Here is a 25,620-nt window from a genome sequence, read left to right on the forward strand (position 1 = left end):
TATTTCCTGGTTTACTTACTATAGTCTCCTTAATTAAATTATTTAAATTTAGTGTAATTTCTCAATCATATGCTTTTCATTAATAATGAGATTTTATAAAAACTTAACTTCATATTCAATTATTATTTGTTTGAATACTTTTTATGAGTTAAAATAACTTCCTTTGCCATTCCTTTTAAAAGTTCTGTTGTCATTAATTGATCTTCTGCATGCATTAAAAGTAATGATATTTGCACTTTATCTCCTGATGCTTCTTGCATGATTAGAGAACTATGTGATTCATGTGCTTTTATTAATGAATCTTCAGCATCCATTACTAATTTATCTGCTTCTTCAAAGCATTCTTCTCTTGCAGCTCTCATAGCTTCAAATAAAGCTGATCTTGCTTCTCCTACATTACTAATTAATTGAAATGATACTAATTCTAAATTATCCATTTATTCCATCCTCCACTATTTATCTATTTTTGCACTTTTAATACTTTTGCTACTTTAGTTTCTACTGCTGATTTTTTTACAGCCTCTGCTACTGCTGCCCCAATACCTTTTTCAAATGCCTTTGGAAGAATTTTTTCTTCACTTAACTCTTCTATTGAAACAAAATTTGCTATAGCATAAGCAGCTGCAATTTTCATCTCTTCATTTATTTCTTTTGCCCTAACATCTAGTGCTCCCCTAAATATTCCTGGGAAAGCTAATACATTATTTATTTGATTTGAATAATCTGATCTTCCTGTCCCAACTATTCTTGCTCCAGCTTCTTTTGCCTCTTCTGGGAAAATCTCTGGAATAGGATTTGCCATAGCAAATACTATAGAATCTTTATTCATTTTTGATACCATGTCCTTAGTTAAAACATTTCCAACTGATACGCCAATAAATAAATCTGCTCCATTAATAACTTCACTTAACATCCCTTTTTCATTATTAGGATTAGTCTTATCCGCTAATTCTTTTATTGATTCATTATGATAGTTCATGCCTCTATATATTGCTCCATCTTTGCCACAAACTATCAAATTTCTTATTCCTGATGATAATAATAATCTAGTAATAGCACTACCTGCTGACCCATCTCCATTAACAACAACTTTTAAATCCTCTAATTTTTTATTTACTATTTTTAATGAATTTATTAAAGCTGCTAAAACAACTATTGCTGTACCATGCTGATCATCATGAAATACTGGTATATCTAACTTCTCTTTTAGCCTTTTTTCTATTTCAAAACATCTTGGTGCTGATATATCTTCAAGATTTACTCCACCTAAAGTAGGTGCTATTCTAACTATTGTTTCAACTATTTCATCTGTATCCTTTGTATCTAATACTAATGGAAATGCATCTACATCAGCAAAGTTTTTAAATAATATACTTTTCCCTTCCATTACTGGTAATGCTGCTAAAGGTCCAATATCTCCTAAGCCTAAAACTGCAGTACCATCAGATACAACAGCTACTGTATTCCACTTTCTTGTGTACACATATGCAGCTTCTGGATCTTTATGTATTTCTCTACAAGGTTCTGCAACACCAGGAGTATATGCTAAGCTTAAATCTTTTTCATTTTCTATAGATACCCTTGAAGTTATTTCAAACTTACCTTTTGCTTGTTTATGATACTTTAAAGATTCCTCATATATATTCAAATATATCCCCCTTCTTTCTTTTAGCTAACACTAAACAACTTTAGTCCCATGAATTTCTTTAGCTCCAGTATATTCTAAGATATAATCTCTATTATCTTTATTAACACCCTTTCCAGGCATAATTATTATTCTATCTTTAGCATAGTCAACTAACTCTTTAAGCTTATCTTTACCAGCTAAAGCATTTTCACATCCACCCTTAGTTAATATTCTATCTACTCCAAGCTTTACTAAATCATCAATTGCAGATTTTTTATCATCAATACTATCAAAGGCCATATGGAATGTTACTTTCATTGGCTTAGCCTCTTCTACCATTTTTTTAGTTAAGTCTAGGTCTATTGTATTTCCTTTTAAGGCTCCTATTACTACACCGTATGCACCTAAATCTTTACATACTTTAATATCTTGTATCATGATATCAGCTTCATCTTCAGAGTACTCGAAGTTTCCACCTCTTGGTCTTATAATAACCATTACTGGAATATTTAAATTTTTTACAGCCTTTTTAATTGTTCCAAAACTAGGTGTAGTTCCGTCTTCTAAAAGGTTATCACAAAGCTCTATTCTATTAGCTCCTAAAGCTTCAGCTCTAACAGCATCATTGTAATTTCCAACACAAGCTTCATATATATTCATAAATTTACTCCTTATATTAGTCAAATGTTATAGGCGATTTAATTCTTTTTAAATATGCATCTAACCACTCTTGACTTGCTACTTCATAAGTAGTTTTGCCATTTTCTTGTTTATTACACACATAAACTGTTGGCTCTAAATCTTCTGTAACTAATGAGAATGAGAAACCTTCAATATTTGTTGCAACTCCAAATTCTCCTTTATTATTTAATGCTACTACTGATAAGTCACCAGCCTTACCTCTTCTTCTTATAAGCTCTTTATCTAATTTTTCAACTGCCATATCAGCTGCTTCTTGAGGATGATGCCCTTCTTTCATTAATCTTACTATCTCATAAGATATACAGCCCTTCATTAAATCTTCTCCAAGTCCTGTTGCAGTAGCACCTCCAACTTCACTATCTACATAGAAACCTGAACCAGATAATGGTGAATCCCCTACTCTTCCTTTTTTCTTCATAAATAGACCACTAGTTGATGTTCCTGCTACCATTTTTTTATTAGAATCAAGTGCTACCATTCCAACTGTATCATGTCCATCATATGGACTTAATCCCTCTTTTGCTATTTCTCTTCTTTTCTTTTCATAATGCAATTTTGCTCTATCTGTAAGCATATTAACTCTTTCGAAACCATTTTTATGAGCAAATGCTTCTGCACCTACCCCCTGTAAAAAGCAATTCACTTGCTCATTGCTTAATTTTCTTGCTATACTAATTGGATTCTTAAAATCTTTGATTCCAGCTATAGCACCAATTGAAAGGGAATCACCATCCATATAAGCTGCATCTAACTCAACTTCACACTCTTCATTTGGTAATCCGCCATACCCTACAGATTTATAAAAAGGGAAGTCTTCTACCATTTTTATTGCATTTTCTATTGCATCTCCTGCTGATTTTCCATTTATCAACAATTCTGCTGAACTAGTTATTCCTTCGACTGCCATTCTCCACGTTGCTATCATTGCATATTTCATAAGTCTCTCCTCCAATTCAATTAACTATGAAATTATTAAAAGCAATATCTATGCCAACATTTTATGTAACTGGTATTTTAGAGAATATTATAATTATCAATTGCCTTTTCATATAAGTGTATTGTAAAATGATACATATATCAATAATTTAACTTACTTTTAATACAGTAACTTAATATTTTTAATAATAATAATACAAATTAAATAAATCTTTTATACAAATAATAAACTTATCAGAAGGGATCATTTATGAAAAGAGTAGATTTAATTTATAATACTGTCAAAAAACTTGATAATGGTGATGGTATAACCACTTTAGATATAAGTAAATACCTTAATTTAGAACGTTCAAATGTAAGTAAAGATTTAAATATATTATTAAAGAAAGGAAAACTATTTAAAAATAATAGCCGTCCAGTAAAATATTTTTTTAATAACCCCAACGCTACTGATTTTTCTAAAAAATCTTCTATGGATAGGCTTAGTTATTTATATCCCTCACTTGCCCCTGCAATTAAATTAGCTAAAACTGCAATATTATACCCTCCAAATGGTATGAACTCCTTAATAATTGGAGATACAGGGGTTGGTAAATCCATGCTAGCAAAGCTTATGCATGAATATGCTAATTCTTTAGATGATACAAAAGATATGCCCTTTATCCATTTTAACTGTTCAGACTATTCAAGTAATACTCAATTACTAAGTGCTCAATTATTTGGAGTAAAAAAAGGTACATATACTGGCGCTAACGAAGATAGACCTGGATTAATAGAAGAAGCAAACGGAGGGATTTTATTCTTAGATGAAATTCATAATCTTCCAAATGAAGGCCAAGAAATGCTATTTGTCTTTATGGATACTGGATACTTCAAGAGATTAGGAGAAGTATCTAAAAGAATTAAATCTTCCGCTCGTATAATATGCGCTACTAATAAAGATATAAATTCATCATTATTAGATACATTTATAAGAAGAATTCCTATAAAGATAAATTTACCTGATTTAAATGAAAGACTTTTAGAAGAGCGATTGACTTTAATAGAATCTTTTATTAAAGAAGAAAGTATAAAGCTAGATAAACCTGTGCTTGTATCAAAAAACTCAATGTTATGTTTATTGTCATATGATTGTCCATATAATGTTGGACAATTAAAAAATGACATTATTCTTGCTGTTGCTAATGCTTATTCCGAGTATTTTATAAATAATAAAAAGCATATAAAAATTAATAGTCCAGATTTGCCTTTAGATATTAAGAGAGCTCTTAATAATCCTTTAGATCGAGAAAAACTACTTATTGAATCTCTTAATTCAGTAGATGGATACTTTATTTATGATAAAAATACCGAGATAACAAGTCATTCATTTTTAAAACAAAAACATATGATTTTATCAAGCTACAAAGATTTTATAAATAATATAGATAGTGCTATACATCATAAAGAAAATTGTACAAATTTAATTATTAATTATTTTACTAAATATATAGATTCAGTAATTGAAAATAAGGCTAATTATAATTTCAATTTTGAACAATCAGCATATAGTGAACTATTATCTAAACTATTAGAATTAGATGATAAGATAAATGAAAAACTTTCTAATAGTGATTTTAAAACTTTCTTTAACATCCATATTGATATGATTTATGATAGAATCGACCTTATGGATTACTCCACTTTGCCTTCATTGAATAAACTAAAATCTATTTACAAAGATTACTATCCATTAACTATGGAAATTAAATCTTTAATTGAAAAAACATATAATATAAATTTATCTGACTTAGAATTTATTTTCTTAATGACATTTACTATTTACTGCATTAATAAATTGGATACCTCTAAACTATAAATTGCGAATTAATTTTTAGATTTTCAAAATAAAAAGCACCTAATAAGATTTAATTATTCTTACTAGGTGCTATTAATTTATCATATAATTTATTTAATTTTTAAATAAACCAAAATATTCCTTTTAGAACTAGCTACTTAGATATAATCTCTTTATTAGCTTACTAAGTTCACCATATCCTTAATGTTCAATATCTTACTTACTTCATTTTCTTGCATATCACATTCTTCAATGGCAACATCCTTAACATATCTTTCTGTATTTAAGGCTTTCTTAGCAATGTATGCGGCTTTTTCATATCCTAACACTGGTGCTAAAGCTGTTACAATCCCTATACTTCCGTTTACAAGTTCATTACATCTTATCTCATTAGCCTCGATTCCCTTAACACAATTTTCTATAAAAGTTTCTATGCCATTTGTTAAAATTATTATAGACTCATATATATTGTGCATAATTATTGGATAGAAGGCATTTAATTCCAATTGTCCACTTTGAGTTGCCATGGTTATTGTTAAATCATTTCCCATTATTTGAAATGCTATTTGCTTCATTACTTCTGGCATTACTGGATTAACCTTTCCAGGCATGATTGAAGAACCATTTTGTTTTGAAGGTAATTTTATTTCTCCAAAACCAGTTCTTGGTCCTGATGACATTAATATTAAATCACCAGAAATTTTGCTTAAATTAACAGCACAAACCTTTAACTGTGATGAAATCTCAGCATACTTATCAAGATTTTGAGTTCCATCAATTAAATCTTCTGATTGATTTATATCTTCTCCAAATAATTCTGCTAACACTTTTGTAACTTCTTTTATATACTCTTTATTAGCTGTTATACCTGTTCCTACAGCTGTTCCCCCTAAATTCACTGTTAATAATGAGTCCTTAATTTTTTCTAACCTCTTAGCATCTCTACCCATAGCTAGTGAAAATGCCTTAAACTCAGATCCTAAACTTATAGGAACTGCATCTTGCATTTCTGTTCTTCCCATTTTTATAATATCAATGAACGCCTTAGCCTTTTCATCTAATTCAGTTTCCAAAACTTTAATATTTCTTATACATCTAACCAATAATTCATATGCTGTTATACTAGCTGCAGTAGGAATTACATCATTTGTTGATTGTCCCATATTTACATGATCATTTGGATGAACTGGGTAATACTCACCCTTTTTATATCCTAATATTTCATTTGCCCTATTTGCTATTATTTCATTTATATTCATATTCATTGAAGTTCCTGCTCCACCTTGAATAGGATCTATAATAAATTGATCAAAATATTTTCCATCACATATCTCATCACAAGCTTTAATAATTGCATTACTTAACTCTTTTTTTAATTCTCCAGTTTTCTCATTTGTGATTGCACATGCTTTTTTTACTATAGCTAAATTCTTTATAAATTCTTTATTTATATTTAATCCACTTATTCTAAAGTTTTCATATCCTCTTAAACTTTGAACTCCATAATAAGCATCCTTTTCAACATATTTTTCACCAATAGAATCTCTTTCTTTTCTATAATTCATTTTAATACCTCCTAAGTAATAAATACTTTTAAACATTTTCTTACTATATTTAGAAAGCAATATATATGCCAAATATATAAATATTGATTTATAGTTACTTTTTATAAAATATTTATTCACTACAAGAAACTGTATTACTTTTCTTTGGATATTCTAATATCATTTTATACACTAAGCAAATTTTCCAGTCTATTTAACACACTAATTTATAACTTATTCCTCTTTTATACTCTAATTAACCTTATTTATAATTATAACAATAAAAAAAATCTTAGAATAATTTAAAATCATTCTAAGATTTTTATCATTATATTATTTTGCTAATTCATAAATTGCTCTTGCATATGCTTCTATACATTTCTTAAGTTGACTTACTTCTATATACTCATTTTTTTGATGAGCTAAATCAGGATCTCCTTCATTAAGAGGCCCGAAGGCTACTGTATTTGGCATTAATTTAGCATAAGTTCCTCCACCTGAAGCTAAAAGTTTAGCTTCTTTCTTAAATGTTTCCTCATAAGCTTTCTTTAAACATTTTATAAGACTATGATCTTTTGGAAAATGTAATGGATAATTATGATTTCCCATTACAAAATTTAATGTACTTAAATCTAATTTTTCTTCTACTTTTTTAACTATTTCCTTAAAATCAATAGTTACTGGATATCTTACATTAAATCTCATTCTTATCTCTTCAGAATCTCCATTAACAATACCTAAATTCATAGTTAATTTTCCTGATTCTTCATCTTCAAAATTAATTTCTAAATTTTCTCCATTATAGCCTCTTCCAATAAGATTATTAAAATCCTTTAAAAAGGTTGTAAAATCATCATTAAAGTTCAAAGTCTTATATAAATACTCCATCATCTTGCATACTGCATTGTCTCCTTCTTCTGGAGTGCTAGCATGAGCAGATTTTCCAAAAGCCTTTACTAATATTGAATTTTCATTTTCTAGAGTTTCAATATTATATGCCTTATTCAAATCTAAATTATTGAAATTATTTAAAAAGCTTCTATCTTTAAATGATACTTTAATTTCACAAATATCTGGGACTATGTTAGACTTTTTACCACCTTTAATATATTCAATTTTGTATTCTTCACTAGGACATACTTTATGAGTAAGCTCAAAAGTTAATATTCCTTTTTCTGAAGTAACTATTGGAAAGTATGCATCTGGTGTAAAACATAATATTGGTGGCTTTTCTCTTTCTAAGTAGTAATCTATATCCTCAGTTCCTGATTCCTCATTAGTTCCAAATATAATTCTAACATTCTTAGATAACTTAATATCTGAATCCTTCAACAGCTTTAATGCATATAATGAAGCAAATAGTGGCCCCTTATCATCTAATGCTCCTCTTGCATATAACTTTCCTTCCCTTATTACAGGATTAAAAGGATCTGTATTCCATCCATCTCCAACAGGAACTACATCGATATGTCCAAGTACACCTACATAATCTTTACTATCTTCATTTTTATATTCAGCATATCCAATGTAATTATCTAAGTTTGTAGTGTTAAAGCCATAACTTTTACATATATCTAATATACATTCTAATCCTGATTTTATGCCACTCCCAAAAGGAGCATCATCTTGTTTTTCAGTTTTAACTGTGTTTATTTTAAGTATTCTAAATAAATCATTAAAAAATTCATCTTCTAACTTTAGATTATTGAATAAATCCATACTTATTACCTCACTTTTATATTATAGTGAGAAATCAAAATCATCATCATCTTCTTCAGCTTCTTTTACTTCTAATTCATATTGCTTCTTATCCATCATCTTAATAAATGGATACCATATTCCCATAACAACAAACATATCAAATAATTGTAATAATGCACCTCTTATACTTCCAGTAATTAAGTATCCTTGAATTATTGGAGGAGTTGTCCAAGGTAAGTAAATTCCGTTTGGTTTTGGTACTATTCCAGTACTCATTGCAAAGTAATTTATGCAAATAAGAACTACTGGTGCTACTATTAATGGAATAAATGCAATTGGATTTAAAACCATAGGTAATCCAAACATAATTGGCTCATTAATATTGAATATACCTGGTACTGTTGATAACTTACCAATTTCCTTGTATTGCTTTGATCTAGCTCTTAATGCTAAGAATATACAAACAGCAAGTGTTGCTCCTATTCCTCCCATGTAAACTAAATCATAGAATTGTTCAGTTAAAATATGTGGTGGTTGAAGTCCTGCTTGAATTGCAGCCATATTTTCTTCTTGTAATTGTAACCAGAACGGTCTTACAACACCATTTAATGTTGAAGTTGCATTAACTCCTAAGAACCAGAATAAAGTAGATAATACTGCTAATCCTATAGCTCCAAATATATTATTCCCAACTAAAGCTTGCGCTGGAGCTGCTATCATTGTATAAATCATATCGAATATTGAACCATATGAAGTTATTTGGAATAATGTACGAACTACTAGCATTAATGTAATAATAACGAATCCAGGGATAAGTGCTGAGAATGCTTTTGAAACTGCTTCTGGAACACTTGGAGGCATCTTAATTGAAATATTTTTCTTTACAAATATATTAAATATTTCTGTAACTACGATACCTACAAATATAGCAACTATAATACCTTTAGCTCCTACCCAGTTGCCAATTTCAATCATTCTTCCTACATAGTGAGAAGTTCCTTCTATTTCAATATACTTATCAAATGGCATTAATATAATGAAACTTGCTATACTTATTAAAGATACTGTAAACGCATCTATTCTATATCTCTTTGATAAGTTATATGCTATAGCACCTGCTATATAAACAGCCATAAAATCAAAAGTTACTCTTACTGGAGTTTTAATTAGTTGATAGAAACCTTCTCCAAAAAGTTTCACTTGTAAATCTTCCCATCCCGGTATAGGGAAATCTGCAATTATCATAAATACAGATCCTATTATTAAGAAAGTCATTATTGTTGCAAAAGAATCACGGACAGCTCTTAAATGTCTTTGTGCAGATATCTTTTGAGCTATAGGAATAACTTTTTCTTCTAACATTGCTTCAAACTTATTCATTTTATACCCTCTTTTCTTTATTAATCTTATTGATTAGCTTTTATCATTTTTATTGCTTGCTTTAATACCTTTTCACCATTCATTGTTCCATAATCAGCAGCGTTTATAACATCTACTGGAACTTTTTTTTCTTTACAAAGTCCTTCTATATCTTTTAGTAAAAATTTTACTTGTGGCCCTAAAAGAACACAATCTACTTGTTTTTCATTTAATGTTTCAAAAGATTTTGCAAAAGGAAGCGCTTCTATGTTAACATTTACATTATGCTTAGTAGCAACCTCTCTCATTTTTGTTACTAATAAGCTTGTTGACATTCCTGCGTCACAGAATAAAAATATGTTTTTCATAATAATTCCTCCTAAATAAATTTAATTTATTAATTGTACAATTATACTAAGCAAGTTTTATACCAACTTTTTAATAATTCTCTAATCTCTTTATTTTATTGATATTTTTCTAATATATTAGGGGTATAAATTTATAGTTCTTTTTAGTGTATCGTATATAAACACACTCATTTTATAATTTTTTCTTTAATTTATACTAGTGTATCATTTTTTAAATTTATATATACAATAACCATTATAAAAGAATACAATCAGAAGATTTATCTCAGGATATATATTATTAGCTTTTGTAATAAAAAAATATAGCCTTAATCATTCTTAAAATTTCCTGCTGCATTGCAAGTTAATCTATAGAACATATTAAAGGCTATATTCATAATTTATTATTTTATTTTTAAATTTATATCTCTGCCTTCACTTATGTAGTACATATCATTTTAGAACTTAGTATTATTTTACTTAATATTATATAATATGTCTACTTATCTTATACTAATTATTATATTGAATAATATTCTAACAAACTATATTTTTTATAATAATCTTATAATAAAGCATCTTGAGATAACTTTTTATATCTTTCATATCTTTCTTTAGCATCTTCTTCTGTTTTAGCAAATAATTCTTCTGCTATTTCAGGGAAAGCTTTTGCTAATGAAGCATATCTTACTTCTCCCATTAAGAACTCTTTAAGACTGCTATTTGGCTCTTTTGAATCTAAGCTAAATGCATTCTTTCCTGCAACCTTTAGGTCAGGATTGTATCTATATAAATGCCAATATCCAGATTCAACTGCTCTCTTTTCTTCATATGGAGTATTAGACATACCCATCTTTATTCCATGACTTATACAAGTTGAATAAGCTATTATTAATGAAGGTCCATTATAAGCTTCTGCTTCTGCAATTGCTTTAAGTGTTTGATTTAAGTTAGCACCCATACAAACTTGCGCTACATATACATAGCCATAAGTCATTGCCATTAATCCCAAGTCTTTCTTCTTTGTTCTCTTTCCTGTTGCAGCAAATTTTGCTACTGCTGCTTCTGGAGTTGATTTTGATGATTGACCACCTGTATTTGAATATATTTCTGTATCAAATACTAAAACATTAACATTTTCACCTGATGCTAAAACATGATCTAGACCACCATATCCAATATCGTAAGCCCATCCGTCTCCTCCAAATATCCATTGAGATCTATGAACAAAGAATTCTTTATCCTTTAAAATTTCTTTTGCAATTTCAGAATTTTCTTCTTCTAAAACTCTTGTTAAGTTTTCTGCTCTTTGTCTTGTTCCTTCTCCACTATCCTTATGATCTAACCAATCTTTTAATACAGCCTTTGTATTTTCAGGCATATCACTTTCTAATGCAATCTTAATATTATCTGCAACTCTTTCTCTAATTGTTTTAACACCTAAATACATTCCTAAACCATATTCTGCATTGTCTTCAAATAAAGAGTTTGCCCAAGCAGGACCATGACCATCATAATTCGGTCTATAAGCAGTTGCTGCTCCTGATGCTGCCCAAATTGATGAACAACCTGTAGCATTAGCAATCATCATTCTATCTCCAAATAATTGAGTAACAAGTTTAGCATAAGCTGTTTCTCCACAACCTGCACATGCTCCTGAGAATTCAAGTAATGGTTGCTCAAATTGACTTCCCTTAACAGTAGTTTTACTCATAGGATTTGTCTTTTGAGTAACTTCTTCAACAGCATAATTCCAAGCTTCTATTTGATCACTTTGTGTATCCATAGGTTTCATAACCAATGCTTTTCCTGGTGCAGGACAAATTTGAGCACAGTTTCCACATCCAGTACAATCTAAAGGAGTTATTCCTATTGTATATAAATATTCCTTATCTCCCTTAATTCCATTAGCTTTTAAGCTCTTATAGCTGCTTGGTGCATTTTTAACTTCTTGAGGTGTAGCTAAAAATGGTCTTATAACAGCATGTGGACATACAAATGAACATTGGTTACATTGAATACAGTTTTCTGGAATCCATTCTGGGACATTAACTGCTATTCCTCTCTTTTCAAAGGCAGTTGTACCAGCCATAAATGTACCATCTTCTGCTCCATATTCTATAAATTTAGATACAGGCAAGTGATTTCCTTCTAATTTGTTTATTGGAATACATATTTCCTCAACAAATTTAGGAACATCCATCTTTTCTTCTAATTTATCATCTTCAGCATTTTTCCATTCTTCAGGTGGATTTATTTTAACTAAAGATTCTATGCCTTTATCTATAGCTTCGTAGTTCATGTTTACTACTTTTTCGCCTTTTTTACCATAAGATGTAACAACTGCTTGTTTTAAATATTTAACAGCATCTTCAAGTGGAATTATATTAGCAAGCTTAAAGAAAGCTGATTGCATTATCATATTAATTCTTCCACCAAGACCTATTTGTTGTGCTATTTTTATGGCATTAATAATATAAAAATCTATATTATTTTCTACTATATATCTCTTCATACTTGCAGGAAGTTTTTCATTTAATTCTTCCTCAGTCCATATTGTATTTAAAACAAAGGTACCATTTTTTCTAAGACCTTTTAATAAATTGTAATTATACACATAAGATTGATTATGGCATGCTACAAAGTCTGCTTGATCTATCTCATAATGTGATCTTATTGGAGTTTTACCAAATCTTAAGTGTGATACAGTTATTCCTCCTGACTTTTTAGAGTCATAAGCAAAATATCCTTGTGCATACATATTTGTATGGTCACCAATTATCTTAATTGCACTCTTATTTGCACTTACTGTTCCATCTGATCCTAGTCCCCAGAACTTACATGCTGTTGTTCCTTCTTCTGCAACATCAATTTCTTCTTTTGGTGAAATTGATAAATTAGTAACATCATCTTCTATACCAATAGTAAACCTGTTCTTTGGTTTATCTTGACTTAAATTTTCAAATATTGCTGCTATATGTGATGGATATGGGTCCTTTGATCCAAGACCAAACCTTCCTCCATATACCTTAGGTGGATTATCCATTTCACTTACTGCTCTAACAACATCTAAATATAATGGTTCTCCAATTGATCCTGGCTCTTTTGTTCTATCTAAAACAGCTATTTTCTTAACAGTCTCTGGTATAACTTTTAATAACTTTTCTATTGAAAATGGTCTATAAAGTCTTACTTTTACAAGCCCAACCTTTTCTCCCTTTTTCCTTAAGTAATCTATAGCTTCTTCTGCAACTTCCATTACAGAACCCATAGCTACAAGTATTCTATCAGCTTGTGGATCTCCATAATAATCAAAGCAATGATATTCTCTTCCTGTAAGCTCTGTAATTTTTGCCATATATCCTTCAACAACTTCTGGAATATCATCATAGTATTTATTTAATGATTCACTTAATTGGAAATATGTATCTGGATTTTGTGATGTTCCTCTTACAACTGGATGATCAGGATTTAATGAATTTTTTCTAAAATCATTAATTGAATCATAATCAACTAGCTTAGCTAATTCTTCATATTCTAAAACTTCTATTTTTTGAATTTCATGAGATATTCTAAATCCATCAAAGAAATTAATAAATGGCATTCTAGCTTTAATTGCAGTTAAGTGTGCAACTGGTGCTAAATCCATAACTTCTTGTACTGATCCTTCAGATAACATAGCAAAACCTGTTTGTCTCGCAGCCATAACATCTTGATGGTCACCAAATATACTTAATGATGATGTAGCTATTGCTCTAGCTGCAACATGTATAACTGCTGGAAGTCTCTCACCCACCATCTTATACATATTAGGAACCATTAATAATAAACCTTGAGATGCTGTAAATGTAGTAGTTAAAGCACCAGCTTGAAGTGACCCGTGTACTGCTCCAGCTGCTCCAGCTTCTGATTGCATTTCCACTATATTAACTGGTTTTCCAAAAATATTTTTCCTTCCTTGTGCTACCCATTCATCCATATGTTCTGCCATAGGTGAAGATGGAGTAATTGGGAAAATTGCACTTACTTCTGTAAAAGCATAGGAAACATATGCAGCAGCAGTATTCCCATCCATTGTTTTTGTTTTTCTCATATCTTTATTAATCCTCCTTATGATTTAAAAATAACTACATTTATAAATTAACTTATAATAATTTAAGTATTTGCATAGACCTTGTCTATTATTCAATATTAAATACATGTATTTAAAATACTATACCAAAATTTTCTTAAATTTAAAAGATAATTATTATTTCTAGATAATTATTAAACTAAATTTCTTTACTTAATCTAAAAAAAATATATGAACTAAATACTTATACCACACTATCTATTTCACTATGATATAAAAATAAGGTAAATCATTTCTATCATGACTTACCTTACTTTTAATTTTTATATACTTTTCAATATTTATATACTTTTTAATCTATACTACTATATTTAAATAATTCTCCTACTTTACCACTTTAACTGCTTTTTCATTTCAATCACAAGTATATGTGATTTCTTATCGGCCTTGATTAAAATATCTTCTTCTATTATTTCAAGTGCATCTCTTTCATTTAATTCTAAATTATTAATTGTAGAATTTCCTTCTATTTGAACTAAATAAGCCTGTCTATTAGATTCAACTTGAAAATCTATTTCTTTTCCCTTATCTAGTTCTACTACATAAAAATTTGCATCTTGATTAATTTTAATAGCAGAATCTCCATCTTTGCTTGAAACTATATTAAGCCATTTATTTTTTCTATCGTCCCAATTGAATCTATAATCCCCATATGCTGGCTTATATCCTTTTTTATCTGGAATAACCCATATTTGTAACAACCTAGCCGTACTATCCCCTAAATTATATTCACTATGATATACTCCCGTTCCTGCACTCATGTATTGAACATGGCCTCTAGAAATAGTATTTTTATTCCCCATAGTATCGCCATGAGTTAATTCTCCCTCAACTACATAAGATACTATCTCCATATCCTTATGTGGATGTAAATCAAATCCAGTATTACCTTCAATCAAATCATCATTTATAACTCTCAATACTCCAAAATTCATATTATCTATATTAAAATACTCTGCAAAAGAAAAATGGAATATACTCTTAAGCCATCCTAAATTACTTTTTCCCATGTTTCTATGGTCCAATTTTCTTAACATAATCAAACCTCCTTAGCTTCTTATAAAATGAGAATATAAAGGCTACGATAACTAGATATGTTCCATAAGCTAAATAGCTGTGCAAAGAAGTACTAGGCTTGGAAAAACTACTATGCCAAGTACTTCTAATTGCACGCTATATGCTTATTCCACAGTCTATTTATCTTCGCCAACTTTTATTCCTCCACTTAAAATTATCAAATAAAGAATTAGCCTCATTAATGATATGTATTAAATTGGAGATTTTATTATAATGAGAAACTACAATTCTTATTTAAGATATCTAAGATGGCGTTAAGAATTTTTATTGTTTGAGCGTAGTGAGTTATAAAAATTTAGTCATCTTAGATATCTTAAATTTAGAATTGTATTCGAAATTATATAAAAATCGGAAAGTTAATACATATCATTAAGGTTAATTCTTGATTATTTTAGTATTTTCACTCTGTTTTCTATTGGTGAAAATTCTTTTTCTCCAGCTGGAGCTGTTCCTTTACCAAAAGGCATTTGTCCAATCATTTTCCAATTATTTGGTATTTTAAATTCTCTTTTAACTTCATCTTCTATTAATTCAGTATAATGTTGTAGTGTTGCTCCAAGTCCTTCAATAGATAATGCTGTCCAAATAGCAAATTGCAACATTCCTGAAGTTTGTTCTGCCCAAACTGGGAAATTGTCTTTATAAAGTTCAAATTGCTTTTGTAATGATTCTACTACGCTAAAATCTTCAAAATATAATACTGTTCCGTGACCAGCTTTAAATGAATTTATTTTTTGTTCAGTTGAAGAAAAGTTTTCTTCTGGAACTATTTTTCTTAATGCTTCCATTGTAATATCCCATAACTTATCATGTTTTTCTCCAAATAATACGACTACTCTTGAGCTTTGTGAATTAAAAGAAGATGGAACATGTTTTACTGCATCCTCTATTACTTCTTTAATTCTTTCATCTGACACAGGTGATTCTTTACTAATTGAATATATACTTCTTCTTTCTTTTATTGCATCATAAAAATTTTTACTCATTTACATCATTCTCCTATCATACCATTTTAAATTTTTGATTGATTTTAATTATTTATCTATCTAAAATAATTTCTTAAAGTCTATAAACTTATAATTTAAAGCTTATTTTTTTAATATGTTTCTTAATTGAATTAAGTTATCTACTAATTCTCTTTTAGTCCTTTCATCCAATTCACTAAATAAATTATCTAAGAACTCCTTATGTTTTGGAAATATATCTGAAATAAGTTCTTTTCCTTCTTCTGTTAAAGAAACATAAAAGACTCTTTTATCTTTTTCGCATTTTCTCCTAACAACTAATTCTTTCTTTTCTAATTTATTTATTACATATGTTATTGTTCCACTTGTAACTAAAATTTTTTCAGCTACTTTTTGTACTGGTTGATCACCTTTATGATATAGCATTTCTAAAACACCAAATTCACTAATATTAAGTCCAAATTCTTGAACATTTTTTTCTATTTCAAAAAACATATCATTATAAGTTCTAGCCATAGCAATAACTAGTTTTAAATTTATATCGCTCATATCTCCACCTACATTATCTTGATTTCAAGATAATTATATATCTTAAATATCTTTAAGTCAAGATATTTATTGATAATAATTATCATCTTTTTAAAACCAACTATTTTATTTTATGTGAACATATATTATGATAAATTTATAGTAATTGATTCTAACCAGTAAATTAACAAAAAAGAATAATACTTTTACTTAAAATAAATAAAAAGCATATAAAATTTCTAATCTTTATATTAGATTTTTTATATGCTTTCATATTAATATTTAATTTTATGTAATAGATTACTATATAGCTTGTACACATAGTAATAAAATAATTTACTTATTTATAATTCTATAGTTTCTGTAATGCTTCATTAAAATCATCTACATATTGTACTGATTCAGTCCAACCTGATATTTCTTTTCCTAATCTCTTAAATTGAGACATAGTAACAACATTTCCTTGAGTAACTAAAAATCTGCTCTTAAATGGAACTTCCATATATCTTTGTAATAAAGTTCCTAACATATTTGCTACGGCTGGACTTGATGGCTTTAATTCTGCTGCATCAATTACTAAAGCATAATCTTTTGTAGGAAATGTCTTAGTAATAGCATCATAATCCTTTAAAAAAGATGTACCATCTTCTTCACTAAAAAATCCTGAAGCTTGCGCATGAAAAACCTTCTTTATCTTGTCCGCATTTAATTGATAATTTGAATTTTTCCCTTGATATTTTATCATAATAAATCCTCCTAAAATTATTTTTTATTATTATAAACATACTGATATTAACGATATATTAGTATATTTATCTTTAGAACTTAAATAATAAAACAGTTACCAGTGACCCTGATCCCATAGATGATAATGTTACATAGTCACCTTTTTTTATTTTTCCTGATTTTAGTGCTCTATCAAGAGCTACTATAGGACTTGTAGTTCCTGTATAACCAAATTCATCTCCAATATAAGTTGTCCTATTCTTATCTATATCTAACTTCTCTAATGTAAGTCTAGCATCAGGAATTGTAAATTGAGAAAAAATAAGATGATTAATCTCATTAGCTCTTATCCCATTATCTTCAGCAACTTCTTTAATTAGTTTTACCCAAACATCAGATATAAAACTTCCGTCAAAAGGCTTCCAAGACCACTTTTTATCGTCTTCCTCTTCTACTCCATCTCTTATAACTTTTGAGTATCCTGCTCTAGGCATCAGTATATTGTTACATTCTGATGTTTGAGCTAAGTGTGTAGAATCAATGAATCCCCTCTTTTGATCTTCCTCAACCTTCTCTAAAACAACTGCTGCTGCTGCATCTCCAAAGTTTGAATATGAAACTGAATCATTAGGACTTCCAACAGAACTAAATAAAATCCCTCCAACTACTAAAGCTCTTTTAAATCTTTTATTAGTCATTAGTATTCTACTAGCTTGATCTAATGCAGTTATCATTCCTAGACAATTTGTATTTGTATCATATGCCATTTGTATTTTAACTTCTGGTCCACCTAACCTCTCTAATACTTTAACTGCATTAGATGGTGATGTATATTCTGGTGTATCTGTTGCAAAAATAATTAAATCTATGTCTTTAATATTTAATTTTGCATCCTTTAGTGCAGCTATACTTGCCTTGTGAGCCATAGTTATAACAGTTTCATTAGGATCATTAGAAATATATCTATATTCTCTTTCTAAATGCTTTAATAATCCTGCTACTTCAATCCCCATTTTATTAAAGTGATTAATAAAATAATCATTATGTATTCTATTTGCAGGATGATAAACTCCTGTACTTATAATGTTAATGTTTTGATGTCTCATAATATACTTCCCCTTTTTACATGACTATAATTTATTTTTTAATTTCAATAAATTTTCATATTATATATCATTGCTATAAATAACATAATATTCATTATATATACATATTATAGTATAATATTCCAAATTACAACATTTTAATCAGAATTTTATTATAATTATAAATATTCTTATATTTTGTTTCGTAATTTACCAATAAAAAAATAAGGATTATGTTCTCTATTAAAACACAATCCTTATCTTTCTAATTATTTTCTTTTTCTAAATCTAATACTATATCTTTTCCTTCAATATCCTTAACTATCATTTTTATGTTATCTAAATTATCGAAGGTTGTTAAATCATACATAAATGAAATTTTTACTCCATATTTTGTATCTTCAATATTTCCATCAGTAAATTTATAGACCTTTTCTCCACTCTCATCTGTAATAATAATCTTATTTACTATATTTTCATCTACCTTCCTATTTATATTCGCATTAATGATAGTTCCCGTTGGCATAACTTCAATTGAATTTAAACTAACAATATCGCTATTATTTTTTGCTACATATTTTATACTCTCCATTTCTTTAAATACGTCATTTAAATCTAATGAAAAATTCCATTCTCCCTCTATACCCTTATGATATCTTACATTTTCCTCGTATAATTTAATTGAATCTATTTTTATTGAAAGGCTATTAATATCATATAACTGCCCTTCTGTAGAATACATTTTTAAATAATATTTTAATTCACCATTATCTTTGTTGCTAATATCAGTACTCCATTCTTGACCAACTTGAATTGGAGTATAGATGCCTTCTTTTAGATGTTCAAAAATAACTCTATCATTATTGTCCTTTACATTTAACCCCAACTGAATATCATTAACATCTTTTATTTCGCTAATATCATCAAATTTTAAAGTAAAAGAAATTCCTATTTTAGTTTTATCTGCTACTACATTATCTATATTCATAGTTATACCATTATCTTTCACTGCATTTTCTGGCAATGTTTGAATATAACCATTGTTTGCAGCCTTTTGAACTCCTTTATCCTTAAAAAATGAACTAATACTAGCAAGAACTTTAGGATTTATTGTAAGTACACTAAAAATTGATATTATAATTAATGCCGCAATTAACTTTCTATTAAATTCAAATGCCAATTTAGACTTTTTAGGTTCTTCTATTCTAATTTCTTCAAAAGCTTCATTAATTTTATTCAATACAGACTGAGGTAGTTGTATGTCTTTTTTTAATTCATTTTCTATTTTTTTATCAACATTAATGTTCACTTTACATTACCTCCTAAATTTAAATCATTAAAATTATTTCCGTTATTGTCTTTCAAATAGTACTCTCGTAATTGTTGCCTTGCTCTACTTAGTCTTGATTTTATAGTTCCTTCTTTTTCATTTAGTATTTCACTTATTTCCCTTGTATTAAATCCATTAACATAATATAAAATTACTACTAATCTATAATCTTCATTTAAAATATTTAATGTTTCAGAAAAAATTATATTTTCCTCAATATCTGCATCGTATGCTGAAAGACTTATATTACTAGAATCTTCATAATACTCATCAACATATACTATCTTCTTATTTTTGCTTATAATATCATTACATTTATTGATAAGTATCCTTATAATCCAAGTTTTAAAATAATTTATTTCTTTAAGCACGCATATATTTTTGTAAGCTGATAAAATAGTATCTTGTATAGCGTCTCCAATATCCTCTTCAGAGTTCAATTTTACCTTAGCTACTTTATACATCTCTTGAGTATATTCATTTATTACTTTAATAAAGGCTTCTTTATCTCCTTTTTGTGCTCTTTTTACCATTAGTTCCATCTATTTACCTCCTGTAACCACTAACCCATATGCGCATATGTTTTGTTACATATATTAGACTTTAAAACTATAAAAATGGTTGCATAAAAAATTAAGAACAATATAAAAATATTCTTCTTAATTCCTCCTAATAAGCTCGACTTCTATTTTTTGATAGGAATTATGTAAATAATATTTAAATATCTACAAATCATTCTATCATGTAAGTAATCTAATTATAAATTATGTATTACTATAAAATAAAAAACTATTGCAAAGAAGTAAACTTCAATACAATAGTTCTTTACTTTATTTTATTTTTATATAGGGCGTTTTTAAATGTTTTATTTTTTATTTATCTTTCAACCTTCTATTAATCTTCTAACTTGATTATAGTAATGCTCTATTTTAATTAATATTTCACTATCTTCTGGTAATTTTGCTATCTCTGATAATGATCCTTTTATTCCTTTACTTTTTATTAAGTTCTGTAGCTGTCTGCTCTGCTCATCTTCATCATTTTTATAGTGCATAGCAGCTCCAACACCTAGTAATAAGTTTTCAGAATCAATATTATATCCTCTTGCTGTTATTAATGGCTTTATTAATCTATCATTTTTATTTAATTTTCTTAAAGGTTCTCTTCCTACTCTTGCAACATCATCCTTTAAATAAGGATTTCTAAATCTTCCTATAATTTTATCAATATATTTAATATGGCTTTCTCTATCAAATCCATATTTAGCTATTAAAGCTTCTCCACTTTCAATCATAGCCTTCCTTACGAAATTATATATTTTTTCATCATTTATACTTTCATCTATTGTTCTATATCCCTTTAAGTATCCAAAATATGCTGTGATAGCATGTCCAGTATTTAATGTAAATAACTTTCTTTCTATATAAGCTACTAAATTATCTACTAAATTCATTCCTTCAATATTAGGAATTTCACCTTTAAAGGCAGTTTCTTCAACATTCCACTCATGAAAACTTTCAACAACTACATCTAAAATATTTTCACTTTTAACAGGAGGAACTATTCTATCAACTGAGCAATTAGGAAAACCAATATATTTTTCTAAATATTGTAGTTCTTCTTCATTTAAATATTTTATTACCTCATCTCTAAGTTGAGAACTTGCTTTAACTGCATTTTCACAAGCAATTATATTTAGATATTCTTGTATGTTATTTTCTTTCCTTAGCTTAATTCCTCTTGCGATTGTTTCTGCTATTCTAGGTAAAACTAGAGGCCCAACAGCAGTTGTGATTATATTAGCTTCATTTATTTCATGTAAAATATCATTACTATTTGATAATACACCCCTTATATTATTTATTTTTTCTTCTGTGCATTGTATATCCATAACATTTATAGTGTATTGCTTGTCTTCATTAATTTTATTTATTATAGTTTCATTCACATCTGCAAAGACCACCTGATATCCTGATTTAGATAGCAATGCTCCTATAAAACCTCTTCCTATATTTCCAGCTCCAAATTGTACAGCCTTTTTCATAAAAACCCTCCTTATTTCTTAAATACGTCTAAAATCTCTTTTTTATCTCTTGTCTTATTAAGTCTATCTACCAATTCAATATCTTCTAGTGATATTGCTATATTAGATAGTATTTCTAAATGTTCATCTCCAACTCCAGCAATCCCTATAACTAAATAGGCAAGCTCTTCTCCAAAATCAACTCCCTCTGGATATTGAATAACTACTATTCCAGACGCTTTTATATTTTTCTTGGCTTCACCTATTCCATGAGGAATTGCAACACCCATTCCTATATAAGTAGAAATAACTCTTTCTCTTTCCAGCATAGCTTCTATATAATTTTCATTTACGTATCCACCTTTTACTAACAGCTCTCCAGCTCTCTTAATCGCATCTTCTTTGCTTTCACTTTCTAACCCTAAAAGTATATTGCTTTCTGATAAAATCGGTAAATTATTCTTTTCTTCTGTAGCATTTAAAATATTTTTAATTTGCAATTTTTGCTTTAAACTTTTTAACATATTCTCTTCCAACCTTTCAAATAATTTATCTATTTTATTGTCACTAAAAAAATCTTCTATAAATATGTGTTCTGCATTTGGAGAGTTTCTTTTTGCTCTTTCCAATAAATTAATGTGACTAATTACTAAATCAGCATCTTGCGGTATTGAATCAACTGATGAATTAGTTACTTCAATATTTAAACCTAAAGATTTTATTCTTTTTCTAAATTTTGTTGCTCCCATAGCACTTGATCCCATTCCCGCATCACATGCAAATACTATTTTTTTAATTTCACTATTTTCTATTTCATTCACTTTGAAATCTTCTTCTTCTCCTTCTACTTCTTCTTTTGATTCATTATCTATTGATAACACTCTTAAAAATATTATTAATGCTACAAAAGAAATTATAAAAATTGATGGTATTAATCCTTTTGATACAATGAATTCTTTGCTACTTTTTAAAATCATCAGCAATCCAAAGGTTATTGGCTTAATTATCATAAATCCTATTATTGCTAATATCATGCTAATTGCTCCAATGGAAAAATTATTAACTAACATCTCAAATCCTGCTGGAATTCTATTTTCTATAACCTTATCAAAAGCCTTAATTATGTATGCTGCTAAAGGTCCAAGTATCATTGCTCCAATCATCATTGGTATATCTGTACCTACTATTACTCCCATAGTTGCTACTGCCGCTATAATTCCTCCTCTGTATCCCGAAATCATATTTCCACCTTTTATTGAAACTATTAATGGAAAGAGGTATTTTACCATTGAATCTGCTAAAGATCCTAATGCTTCATTATGAAAAAAGCCTTTTGGAATAACTAGTAAAGTTATAAGTCCCCAAGCAATAAATACTCCTATATTAGTCATTATCATTAAACTTAAGAATTTAACTACTCTTTGAAATTTAGACTTTATCACTCCTTATCCCTCCAAGCTTATTTTTATCTTACTTATGTAAACTTCCTTTAATATCTTTTCAACCTCTTGTGAAGCCTTTTTACTGTCTTCTTCATTTAACGCATTTAAAAAGCTTTCATCTTCAATAATTGCGCCATTTATCTTGCTCATAAGTTCTGAAGTAATTTCTTTGTAGTCTTCTGGTATTATAGATATTAAAGCTCCCTTAATTACTCCTTTTTCGTCCTTAAATTGACCCTTAATTTTTAAATACCCAAACCTCCCACCATCTAAACATTTACATTTACAATGCAAGAGTAGTATATTTAAATCTTTTAAATAGGTACTATTAATTTTTTCTCTATCTAGGATTTTATTTTTTATCTCGTCAGCTTCTTTTTTATCTTTTGAAAATAACTTGCTTGCTTCATCAATTATTTCATCTAAATCTCCAATATCTTTTATTTCTTTTATTCTTACATTATCAACTATTGATATAATTTCAGTTCCTAGTTCTGTAATTTCTCTAATTCCTATAGCTTTTTTATTATTTATGCCTACTTTCTTTATAACATTTTTGTATTTCTTGTTTTTAAGTATTTTTCTAAAACTATCTTGTAGTAATCCCTTATCATGTAAAGATAAAATTGGATCAACACAAATATTTTTGAAGTCTATATCTAATGGAACTGTAGAAACTATAATATCTACTCCATCATTTTTTAATTTCTCTTCGTCTATATTTATAGCAGATATTGTACCTATAACTTCAATATTATTAAATTCTCTTTCAAGTAGTGCTGCTAATAAACTAGAGGTTCCAATACCAGTTGGGCAAGATATTACTACTTTTATTTTTTCTTCTATCCCCTTTTTATAAATAGCTGCAGCTATATGCATAGTTATATATGCTATTTCAGACTCTGGAATTTCATCAACCTTAATATTTAACTTAAGTATTTCACAAGCCTTTTTTGTTGCATTGTATTCCATTGGATATTTTTCTTTTATATTGTTTAATAAAGGATTTCTTATATTTAGCTTCATCTTTAGCCTACTTATTGCAGGCACTAAATGATTTGTAAGATCCTTTAAAAGTTTTTCATCATCCTTTAAAAGAATATTTAATTCATTTTCCACTACTTCAATTATATTTTTTCCTATTCTCTTAATATCAATATTAGCTATATCTTCTTCTAATTTTGAAACAGAATTTAATCTAAGCTTTGCCCCTTTAAGATGCATAGTTATATAGCCAATCTCATCAATTGGAATTTCTATATTGAATTTGCTCTCAATATTTCTCACTAACATTTTTCCTATTTCAAACTCTGGTAATTTAGCTAATTCTTCTAAGACATCTTGGTCCATCTTTATATTTTCTTTATTCTTTATCCTTTGAATAGCTAGAGATAAATGAACTACCAACCCTATATAAGCACTATCTACAAGTCTGATATCATTTTCTTTTTCTAATCCTGAAACAATTTCTTCAATAGCTTTTATAATTGACTTGTCTATAAAATTTAAAAGTCTATTTTCTATTGAGAATTCTACTATTCCATTTTCTCTATTAGTTATTAAGGAGCCTTTTAAAAGATTGATTAATTCTTTTTCTTCTAAAGTATCATATAAAATATTAGTAAGTGCTTTTCTATAATCGTTTTCTTTACCTTCAACATAAACGCCTAGCCCTGGTTTTCTAATTAGCTTTATATTAAATGATTTTAGCCAATCTTCTATGCTATCTAAATCATTACTTAAAGTTCCTTCTGAAATTTTTAAAAGTGATGTAAAGTAAAATGATTTAATAGGACCTTGTGAAATGAGCAACTCGCTTATTATTATCCTTTTTCTCTCATCTTTAGAGTACTCTTTTTCAATTTTTTCTATCTCTAGTAATTCTAATATTAACTTTTGATTTTCTAAGTCTTCATCAATTACTAGTCCTACACCTGGTTTTTTTATAAACTTGAACTCATTTTCTTCCAACCACTTTTCTATCTTTGGCATTTCTCGTAATACTGTTCTAGAGCTTAATGATAATTTATCTGCTATTGATGATATTGTTATTGGATTTGTTACTGTAGATCTAGTTAATATTTGAATTATTTCTTTCTGTCTAGAGTTTAGTTTTTTGTTTTTCATATTAAACCTCTCCATTAATGACATCTTTGCTTGTCCAACTCCTTATATCTATATTTTAAACTTTGTTATATCTTAACTCAATTTAATCATCCATCATAAATGTCTTAATCACTTAGTGACACTTTTAAATAA

General features: G+C 28.2%; 20 protein-coding genes. 1 reads left to right on the forward strand and 19 read right to left on the reverse strand.

Annotated elements, in window-relative coordinates; genetic code table 11:
- Positions 1-122: 122 nt before the first annotated feature.
- From I2E83_RS12030 to I2E83_RS12045, 4 genes are read right to left on the reverse strand one after another with little or no spacing between them, the layout of a single operon-like run.
- The gene (locus I2E83_RS12030) at positions 123-437 is read right to left on the reverse strand and encodes a PTS lactose/cellobiose transporter subunit IIA (RefSeq protein ID WP_195266143.1); all 315 of its coding nucleotides are present in this window, start codon (positions 435-437) and stop codon (positions 123-125) included.
- 23 nt (positions 438-460) lie between these two features.
- On the reverse strand, positions 461-1,648 hold the full coding sequence (locus I2E83_RS12035) for a malic enzyme-like NAD(P)-binding protein (protein WP_195429992.1): 1,188 nt from the start codon (positions 1,646-1,648) through the stop codon (positions 461-463).
- Positions 1,649-1,678: 30 nt separating this feature from the next.
- On the reverse strand, positions 1,679-2,287 hold the full coding sequence (locus tag I2E83_RS12040; RefSeq protein ID WP_195429994.1) for a copper homeostasis protein CutC: 609 nt from the start codon (positions 2,285-2,287) through the stop codon (positions 1,679-1,681).
- A gap of 16 nt (positions 2,288-2,303) precedes the next feature.
- Positions 2,304-3,266, reverse strand: coding sequence for a N(4)-(beta-N-acetylglucosaminyl)-L-asparaginase (locus I2E83_RS12045; RefSeq protein WP_195266158.1), 963 nt, complete (start codon positions 3,264-3,266; stop codon positions 2,304-2,306).
- Positions 3,267-3,515: 249 nt separating this feature from the next.
- On the opposite strand from I2E83_RS12045, the gene I2E83_RS12050 reads away from it, so the two are divergent.
- The gene (locus I2E83_RS12050) at positions 3,516-5,123 is read left to right on the forward strand and encodes a sigma 54-interacting transcriptional regulator (RefSeq protein ID WP_195266168.1); all 1,608 of its coding nucleotides are present in this window, start codon (positions 3,516-3,518) and stop codon (positions 5,121-5,123) included.
- A 155-nt stretch (positions 5,124-5,278) separates the two neighbouring features.
- On the opposite strand, the gene I2E83_RS12055 is transcribed toward I2E83_RS12050, so the two are convergent.
- From I2E83_RS12055 to I2E83_RS12125, 15 genes are all read right to left on the reverse strand, one after another.
- Positions 5,279-6,667: an aspartate ammonia-lyase gene (locus tag I2E83_RS12055; RefSeq protein ID WP_195429996.1), complete on the reverse strand. Its 1,389-nt coding sequence runs from the start codon at positions 6,665-6,667 to the stop codon at positions 5,279-5,281.
- 312 nt (positions 6,668-6,979) lie between these two features.
- The gene (gene pepV, locus I2E83_RS12060; RefSeq protein ID WP_195266173.1) at positions 6,980-8,365 is read right to left on the reverse strand and encodes a dipeptidase PepV; all 1,386 of its coding nucleotides are present in this window, start codon (positions 8,363-8,365) and stop codon (positions 6,980-6,982) included.
- Positions 8,366-8,386: 21 nt separating this feature from the next.
- Entirely contained in the window at positions 8,387-9,727 is a 1,341-nt protein-coding gene (locus I2E83_RS12065) for a PTS sugar transporter subunit IIC (protein WP_195429997.1), read from the reverse strand.
- A 26-nt stretch (positions 9,728-9,753) separates the two neighbouring features.
- Positions 9,754-10,074, reverse strand: a complete 321-nt coding sequence (locus I2E83_RS12070) for a PTS sugar transporter subunit IIB (protein WP_207733843.1) — start codon at positions 10,072-10,074, stop codon at positions 9,754-9,756.
- Between the two features lie 544 nt (positions 10,075-10,618).
- Positions 10,619-14,146 carry a pyruvate:ferredoxin (flavodoxin) oxidoreductase gene (gene nifJ, locus I2E83_RS12075; protein WP_195429998.1) on the reverse strand — a complete coding sequence of 1,176 codons (3,528 nt, stop codon included), beginning with the start codon at positions 14,144-14,146 and terminating at the stop codon, positions 10,619-10,621.
- Positions 14,147-14,514: 368 nt separating this feature from the next.
- On the reverse strand, positions 14,515-15,222 hold the full coding sequence (locus tag I2E83_RS12080) for a pirin family protein (RefSeq protein ID WP_195429999.1): 708 nt from the start codon (positions 15,220-15,222) through the stop codon (positions 14,515-14,517).
- A gap of 426 nt (positions 15,223-15,648) precedes the next feature.
- Positions 15,649-16,248 (reverse strand): nitroreductase family protein, encoded by a 600-nt coding sequence (locus tag I2E83_RS12085; RefSeq protein WP_195430000.1) that lies wholly within the window; start codon positions 16,246-16,248, stop codon positions 15,649-15,651.
- A 102-nt stretch (positions 16,249-16,350) separates the two neighbouring features.
- Entirely contained in the window at positions 16,351-16,776 is a 426-nt protein-coding gene (locus I2E83_RS12090) for a MarR family transcriptional regulator (protein WP_195266192.1), read from the reverse strand.
- A 331-nt stretch (positions 16,777-17,107) separates the two neighbouring features.
- Positions 17,108-17,500, reverse strand: a complete 393-nt coding sequence (locus I2E83_RS12095; RefSeq protein ID WP_195430001.1) for a hypothetical protein — start codon at positions 17,498-17,500, stop codon at positions 17,108-17,110.
- Between the two features lie 73 nt (positions 17,501-17,573).
- Complete coding sequence (locus I2E83_RS12100) at positions 17,574-18,587, reverse strand: ketoacyl-ACP synthase III (RefSeq protein ID WP_195430002.1); 1,014 nt, start codon at positions 18,585-18,587, stop codon at positions 17,574-17,576.
- Positions 18,588-18,831: 244 nt separating this feature from the next.
- Complete coding sequence (locus I2E83_RS12105) at positions 18,832-19,875, reverse strand: DUF4179 domain-containing protein (RefSeq protein ID WP_195430003.1); 1,044 nt, start codon at positions 19,873-19,875, stop codon at positions 18,832-18,834.
- Positions 19,872-20,438 carry an RNA polymerase sigma factor gene (locus I2E83_RS12110; RefSeq protein WP_195430004.1) on the reverse strand — a complete coding sequence of 189 codons (567 nt, stop codon included), beginning with the start codon at positions 20,436-20,438 and terminating at the stop codon, positions 19,872-19,874. The genes I2E83_RS12105 and I2E83_RS12110 overlap by 4 nt, the downstream gene beginning before the upstream one ends.
- Positions 20,439-20,779: 341 nt before the next feature.
- A complete protein-coding gene (locus I2E83_RS12115; RefSeq protein WP_195266200.1) occupies positions 20,780-21,940 on the reverse strand; it encodes a mannitol-1-phosphate 5-dehydrogenase in 1,161 nt (386 codons plus the stop codon).
- 11 nt (positions 21,941-21,951) lie between these two features.
- Positions 21,952-23,361 (reverse strand): PTS sugar transporter subunit IIA, encoded by a 1,410-nt coding sequence (locus I2E83_RS12120; protein ID WP_347707770.1) that lies wholly within the window; start codon positions 23,359-23,361, stop codon positions 21,952-21,954.
- A gap of 3 nt (positions 23,362-23,364) precedes the next feature.
- The gene (locus I2E83_RS12125) at positions 23,365-25,488 is read right to left on the reverse strand and encodes a transcription antiterminator (RefSeq protein ID WP_195266202.1); all 2,124 of its coding nucleotides are present in this window, start codon (positions 25,486-25,488) and stop codon (positions 23,365-23,367) included.
- Between the last annotated feature and the right edge of the window lie 132 nt (positions 25,489-25,620).

This window comes from Clostridium sp. D46t1_190503_E9, from assembly GCF_015555225.1.
In the GTDB taxonomy this organism is placed as follows: domain Bacteria; phylum Bacillota; class Clostridia; order Clostridiales; family Clostridiaceae; genus Clostridium.

Excerpts from the sequence above, each read along its gene's own strand:
- pepV (WP_195266173.1), bottom strand. The coding sequence starts at position 8,365 with ATGGATTTATTCAATAATCTAAAGTTAGAAGATGAATTTTTTAATGAT.
- I2E83_RS12070 (WP_207733843.1), bottom strand. The coding sequence starts at position 10,074 with ATGAAAAACATATTTTTATTCTGTGACGCAGGAATGTCAACAAGCTTA.
- I2E83_RS12045 (WP_195266158.1), bottom strand. The coding sequence starts at position 3,266 with ATGAAATATGCAATGATAGCAACGTGGAGAATGGCAGTCGAAGGAATA.
- I2E83_RS12100 (WP_195430002.1), bottom strand. The coding sequence starts at position 18,587 with ATGAGACATCAAAACATTAACATTATAAGTACAGGAGTTTATCATCCT.
- I2E83_RS12040 (WP_195429994.1), bottom strand. The coding sequence starts at position 2,287 with ATGAATATATATGAAGCTTGTGTTGGAAATTACAATGATGCTGTTAGA.
- I2E83_RS12080 (WP_195429999.1), bottom strand. The coding sequence starts at position 15,222 with ATGTTAAGAAAATTGGACCATAGAAACATGGGAAAAAGTAATTTAGGA.
- I2E83_RS12115 (WP_195266200.1), bottom strand. The coding sequence starts at position 21,940 with ATGAAAAAGGCTGTACAATTTGGAGCTGGAAATATAGGAAGAGGTTTT.
- I2E83_RS12050 (WP_195266168.1), top strand. The coding sequence starts at position 3,516 with ATGAAAAGAGTAGATTTAATTTATAATACTGTCAAAAAACTTGATAAT.
- I2E83_RS12110 (WP_195430004.1), bottom strand. The coding sequence starts at position 20,438 with ATGGAACTAATGGTAAAAAGAGCACAAAAAGGAGATAAAGAAGCCTTT.
- I2E83_RS12055 (WP_195429996.1), bottom strand. The coding sequence starts at position 6,667 with ATGAATTATAGAAAAGAAAGAGATTCTATTGGTGAAAAATATGTTGAA.
- I2E83_RS12095 (WP_195430001.1), bottom strand. The coding sequence starts at position 17,500 with ATGATAAAATATCAAGGGAAAAATTCAAATTATCAATTAAATGCGGAC.
- nifJ (WP_195429998.1), bottom strand. The coding sequence starts at position 14,146 with ATGAGAAAAACAAAAACAATGGATGGGAATACTGCTGCTGCATATGTT.
- I2E83_RS12065 (WP_195429997.1), bottom strand. The coding sequence starts at position 9,727 with ATGAATAAGTTTGAAGCAATGTTAGAAGAAAAAGTTATTCCTATAGCT.
- I2E83_RS12030 (WP_195266143.1), bottom strand. The coding sequence starts at position 437 with ATGGATAATTTAGAATTAGTATCATTTCAATTAATTAGTAATGTAGGA.
- I2E83_RS12090 (WP_195266192.1), bottom strand. The coding sequence starts at position 16,776 with ATGAGCGATATAAATTTAAAACTAGTTATTGCTATGGCTAGAACTTAT.
- I2E83_RS12085 (WP_195430000.1), bottom strand. The coding sequence starts at position 16,248 with ATGAGTAAAAATTTTTATGATGCAATAAAAGAAAGAAGAAGTATATAT.
- I2E83_RS12125 (WP_195266202.1), bottom strand. The coding sequence starts at position 25,488 with ATGAAAAACAAAAAACTAAACTCTAGACAGAAAGAAATAATTCAAATA.